Annotated in this window: 6 protein-coding genes; 3 read left to right on the top strand and 3 right to left on the bottom strand. The window is 56.9% G+C overall.

The window, feature by feature from the left end:
• Positions 1-270: 270 nt before the first annotated feature.
• Genes ADICEAN_RS20210 through ADICEAN_RS20200 form a run of 3 tightly spaced genes read right to left on the bottom strand, consistent with a single transcriptional unit; the run spans position 271 to position 2,216 of the window.
• Positions 271-1,173: a carbon-nitrogen hydrolase family protein gene (locus ADICEAN_RS20210; protein ID WP_009197532.1), complete on the bottom strand. Its 903-nt coding sequence runs from the start codon at positions 1,171-1,173 to the stop codon at positions 271-273.
• Between the two features lie 28 nt (positions 1,174-1,201).
• Positions 1,202-1,801 (bottom strand): GNAT family N-acetyltransferase, encoded by a 600-nt coding sequence (locus ADICEAN_RS20205; protein ID WP_009197531.1) that lies wholly within the window; start codon positions 1,799-1,801, stop codon positions 1,202-1,204.
• A gap of 7 nt (positions 1,802-1,808) precedes the next feature.
• Positions 1,809-2,216 (bottom strand): nuclear transport factor 2 family protein, encoded by a 408-nt coding sequence (locus ADICEAN_RS20200; protein ID WP_009197530.1) that lies wholly within the window; start codon positions 2,214-2,216, stop codon positions 1,809-1,811.
• A 360-nt stretch (positions 2,217-2,576) separates the two neighbouring features.
• Here ADICEAN_RS20200 and ADICEAN_RS20195 point away from each other — a divergent pair, with 360 nt between their 5' ends.
• The 3 genes from ADICEAN_RS20195 (at position 2,577) to ADICEAN_RS20185 (ending at position 4,924) form a co-directional block, all read left to right on the top strand.
• Positions 2,577-3,266, top strand: a complete 690-nt coding sequence (locus ADICEAN_RS20195) for an Ig-like domain-containing protein (RefSeq protein ID WP_009197529.1) — start codon at positions 2,577-2,579, stop codon at positions 3,264-3,266.
• A 123-nt stretch (positions 3,267-3,389) separates the two neighbouring features.
• The gene (locus ADICEAN_RS20190; RefSeq protein ID WP_236612971.1) at positions 3,390-3,977 is read left to right on the top strand and encodes an RNA polymerase sigma factor; all 588 of its coding nucleotides are present in this window, start codon (positions 3,390-3,392) and stop codon (positions 3,975-3,977) included.
• The gene (locus ADICEAN_RS20185; protein WP_009197527.1) at positions 3,971-4,924 is read left to right on the top strand and encodes a hypothetical protein; all 954 of its coding nucleotides are present in this window, start codon (positions 3,971-3,973) and stop codon (positions 4,922-4,924) included. The genes ADICEAN_RS20190 and ADICEAN_RS20185 overlap by 7 nt, the downstream gene beginning before the upstream one ends.
• The last annotated feature ends 34 nt before the right edge of the window (positions 4,925-4,958 follow it).

The raw sequence follows: 4,958 nt of genomic DNA, 5'->3' as shown, positions 1-4,958 counted from the left end.
TGAGAGGCAATTCCTGCAAAGGAATGGAATGCATCTTTCCTTTACCACATAGAGTGCATCTATAGAGTGATAAGTACTATCAATTATTTTTATTTAGTCTGGATAGCTATGTTTGTACCAGGCACTCAGCGACTCGCAGGAACTCATTCAGGGGCCAGAAGCTGGCCTGATCCTGCGTGCCAGTTAAAAACAAGAGGTTAAGGGTTAATCGATAAGCGATTGTTTATTCTCAATGAAAAAGGGCGCCCGCCTGGGACGCCCTTTTTTTGTTCAGATCGCTTTGCGCTGCAGCTGTATTTCTTCATTATTGGAAAAGCGGCTGTGAAAACGCTGATGGTCTTTGTAGTTGAATACCTGGCCGCCTGTGCGTACCTGTTCTATATGGGTAAAGTCCAGCTCCTGCAGCAGCCAGCCGGGCTCCTGGGGGGGCATGCGGGTAAGGATGCCCTCTTCGGGCAGGTGCAGGTCGGGCGTGCAGTAGACCGCATTGAAGCCCCAGTTGATATCCACCGCCGGCGACCAGGGGGCGTCCCCAATGGTTTGGGAGACCACCGAGTAGGCCTGGGCCTCCAGCGCCCGGGCCCTGGCGCCGATGTGTACCCGGGTAGCGCCCCGGATGGTTTCGGTGCAGCTAGGGGCCAGAATGAGGGAGGCGCCAGCAGTGCCCAGCAGGTGGGAACCCATCGAAAACTCCACATCGTAGCAGATCTGGATGCCGAAGCTGCCCCAGGAGGCTTCAAAAAGCGTAAGCACCTTGGGCCCGCAGCTGATGCCCCATTCCTCATCTTCAAAACGGGTCATGAAGAATTTATCCTGGTAGCCGGCCAGCCCCTGCGGCCCAAACACATAGGCGCGGTTGTGAATATTGCCTTCTTCCAGCACCGGAAAGCTGGGCGCTACTATGATCAGCTGCCACTCCCGGGCCAGCGCTTCAAAGGTCTGGCAAAAGGCTTCCCGCACACTTTGAAGCTCCAGCACCTGCCGGCGAATATCAGAGCGAATGGGGTGCTCGAAGATGCTGACCATCTCCATAGAGGCATATTCCGGAAAGAGCAGCAGCTGCCCACCCCGCCGGGCGGCATCTGCCACCCAGCGGGCTATGTGGGTGCGCCAGTGGTCCAGGCTGCTATGTTCAGTAATGGGGTATTGCGCTGCGGCAACGGTTATCTTCATCGATCAGGGATAGAACGTACGTAGTGGGTTAAAGGTCCCGCATCCAGCATACCAGCGGCTTGGGGGTTGATTCGGTCTCGCCCGGATCGGGCCAGCTCAGGCTGGTCTGCAGGTTGGGGTATTTGGCATATCCCCGCTTTTTCCAGAAGGCTTCGTTTGAGCGGTAATCGGCCGGCCGCAGGGGATGATCATCCGGGCGCTCTACGGCATAGAAGCAGGCCTTCTGGTAGGTGCCAAAGCTGCGGGCCCAGGCTTCCCGCTCATCAAAGAAGCGATGGCCCAGCCCCTGGCCCCGGTAGGGGGGCAGCAGCAGGCTTTCGCCAAAGTAAAAGAGCTTGTCCAGCTCCCAGCCCGCCAGTGCAAAGGGCTGGCGAATGGGGGCGGTTTCGTCCCGCAGGGGGATGCAGGTAGTGGCGCCCACCATCTGCTCTCCCTTGTACACGGCAAAGAGCAGGGCCCGCTCCGAGAGCGCATAGGTCTCCAGGTACTGCCGCTCATAGTCCAGCGAGCCCTCATAGAGGTAGGGATATTCCCGAAACACGGTCATGCGCAGGGAGGCCAGGTCTTCAAAGACTGTGCGGATCTCCTGTCCCTGCTTTTTTACATAGCTAAGTTCGTAGTTGAGCATGGGCACCTTATTCCGATACCAGCTTTACCCAGAGGGGCAGGTTGTAGTGGGTGGCTACCCGGATCACCAGTCCATCCTTTACCTCCAGAAAAGCAGCTGCGGGCAGCTCATAGGTCTGGCCCTTGGCCGGGGGGAATCCGGCTTCTCCTTTTTTGTAGATGCCGTTTACGGTAAATTCCACGGCTACCCGATTGCCGCCGCCCGCTTCGGGATAATACACCATGCCGGTGAGCAGCTCCTGGTAGGCCTCGTCCATCCCCTTTAGAAATTCCCGGAACTGGTCTTTGCCCAGGCGGGGCTCGCCCTGGTTGGGCTCATGGCGAATGTTGGGGTGTACCAGCGCCAGCATGCCGTCCCAGTCCTGCTGGTTAAAAGCGGCATAATATTTTTTTACAATCTCTAATGCAGTGCTCATGGGTTAAAAAGCTTTCCTAAGGGTACTGATAGCCGGGAGCAAAGTTACAGAGAATCTAAAAGGAGTGGGGCTATTTATTGATGGTCAACCAGTGAATTTTAGAAAAATAGTTCATCTCTACCCTCAGAGCCCCTTTAACACCCCTGCACCTTCTGGGGATCAGGCCCTGCGGGAGCAATCAAAAAATAATATCCCACTTCTGCCATAGGCCCGGGCAACCCTTTAGCGGGCAGCGTAGTCTGGGGGGTAGTACAGCAAAAACGGAGCCTGGCAGCAACCGGAGTTGCCCTTCCGTAAACGGTCGTTTTTGTGCGATAAGCGGTATTGTTAAGAAGTCAAAAAAAGCATACTATTGGAATCATGAAAGTTAATCTCCTAAAAATAAAATGCGTCCCTCTCATTTTGCTGCTGATGGCCAGCCTGGGGGGCTGCGATCTGGAGGAGGATGATTTTGCACCCGAGTCCTTTGAGGAGTTTACCCTCTACCCGGATGAGATCTGGTGCTACAATGGCAATACGCCCAATGAGCCGGCTGCCCGCCTGGACATGCTGCGCAATGATAGCATAAAGGTGGCCGTAACGGTAAGCTTTGGAGCGGTGCGCAACGGACGCCTGGAGGTGATGGGAGATGGGGATACCTACTACTTTCCCAACCAGGATTTTTACGGTACCGATAGCCTGAAGTATACCGTGTGCAGCAGCAGAAGCTGCAAAACTGAAACTGCCCGCTTTATTGTAGAGCGGCCGGTAGACCCCGCCACCTGCGTAACCGAGATCCGGGACGAACAGGTGGAAACCACCCGAAACCAGTGGGTAGATGTGCGGGTGCATGCCAATGACCAGCTGTGCATCTTCGCCTATGTAAGCCAGAGCTACTACGCTCCCCAGCTGGGTACTTATGAAGATGTGTCGCAATCGGGCGGTTATAAGAACATTGTGATCCGCTACTATCCGCCCAGGGATTATGTGGGCCAGGATAGTTTCCGCTACCGCATGTACACCAGCACTACCGAGTATATAGAAGGCACCGCCCACATCACCATCCGATAAGATGACTTGCCCCCGCTATTTGCTGCTGCAGGCCGTTGTCCCAAAAGCAGCGCAGTTTTTCCCTGCATCCCCGGTGCCTGCGCTGGCAAGGCCCGGGGCTTGTATGGTTACCCGCTCCCAGCCATGCCTGTAGCCCTCTCCATACCCGCTATGTTTAAAGCCAGGGCCCTCAGTGAAGAAGAGCTTATAGCCGCTTGCCGGCAGGGGAAGGCCTCTGCTCAGGAGAAGCTGTACCAGCTGTATTCCCGGCGAATGATGGCCGTATGTGTGCGCTATGCCAGCTCCCGCTTTGAGGCGGAAGATATTTTTCAGGAGGCTTTTGTAAAAGTGTTCAAAAACATTAATTCCTACAGCGGAGAGGGGTCGTTTGAAGGCTGGGTGCGGCGCATTTTTGTAAATACGGCCATCACCCAGTACAACCGTAACCGGAAATTTCAGAAACAGGTGGATTACAAAGCGGTAGAAGAACAAACCCCCTCAACCGAAGATGTGATCAGTGAACTTTCCGGCAAAGAACTTCTGGCGCTCATCGACCAGTTGCCCGAGGGCTACAAACTGGTCTTTAACCTAAGTGTGATCGAGGGCTATACCCATCCCGAAATAGGCGAGATGCTCCAGATCACCGAAGGTACCTCAAAGTCCCAGCTGTTTAAGGCTAAGGGCTATCTCAAGAAACTTGTGCTGAACCACTCAATCTCTGACAAATGCTAAGTAATAACGAACTCAACGATATACGGCGCAAGATGCTGGAGCTCGAGGAGGAGCCTCCGGTTATGGGCTGGAAAAAGATTGCCCCGGAGCTGAGGCCCTGGTGGCGCAGGCCCCTGCTGTGGTGGTTTGCTGGCGGCTTGCTGCTGCTGGGCAGCCTGGGAGGGGTCTATCAGTTGCAACAGCACGCTGGGGAGCAGCCGCTAGCCACTGCAGAGCCCCTGGCTGCTAAAGATCCCGCCCTGCAGCCTCAGCCATCCCAAAGCGAGCTACAGCCCGAGGGGGCAGCAGCTCCCCTTAGGAAGCGGGCACCCCAGAAAAACGTCATGGAGGGTGCCCCATCCGACCGTACAGCACCGGCAGGGCAGTCCACAGCTAAGGCCACTCCGCTGTCCGGTGTGACGGCTAGCGGCACACCCCCTGCAGGGCTAGCCCCAGTAGAGGGGGGCAGTTCAGCTCCTGGTACCCCCGGCAAGCAACGCCCTGCAGCTACTCGTCCCCAGTTCGCCCAGACACAGCGGGCAGATGCGCAGTCAGAGCCCCGGCAGGCCTCATCCAACAGGAGGGCCCCTGAAGTACGCCCTGAACAAACGCAGCCCAATTCCAGGCCTGAGGCTCCCGCAGCGCGGCTAGTGGCCCCTGCAGAAGCCGGTAGCGCCAGCCGGGAGACCGAGCTGCCCCCGGCCTCTACGCCCGCTCCGACCGGAGAAGCTGACCCTGCCCGCTTGCTACCCGCTGCAGAACAGGCTGAGGTCAGCCAGTCGGAAGCAGAAGAGCTGCCTATACCATCAGCGGCCACTGATCAGGCAGCAAATCATGTACGCACACCCGCTTCGAAAGCACCCCTGGTTCAGGGCAATCAGCTCCCCTGGCTGGCGGCTCGCCCTCGCCCGCCTGGTGTTGGAGGAGGGCCAGATCCGGCTCCAGCCACTGCCCGGGCAGCTCGTTGAGCAAACGCCGCCTCCCGCTGAAGAAACCGTTATC

It is taken from the genome of Cesiribacter andamanensis AMV16 (assembly GCF_000348925.1).
Taxonomy (GTDB): Bacteria; Bacteroidota; Bacteroidia; order Cytophagales; family Cyclobacteriaceae; genus Cesiribacter; species Cesiribacter andamanensis.
Note: the sequence above shows the minus strand (reverse complement) of the source record. Positions and strands in the feature narration are given on the sequence as shown.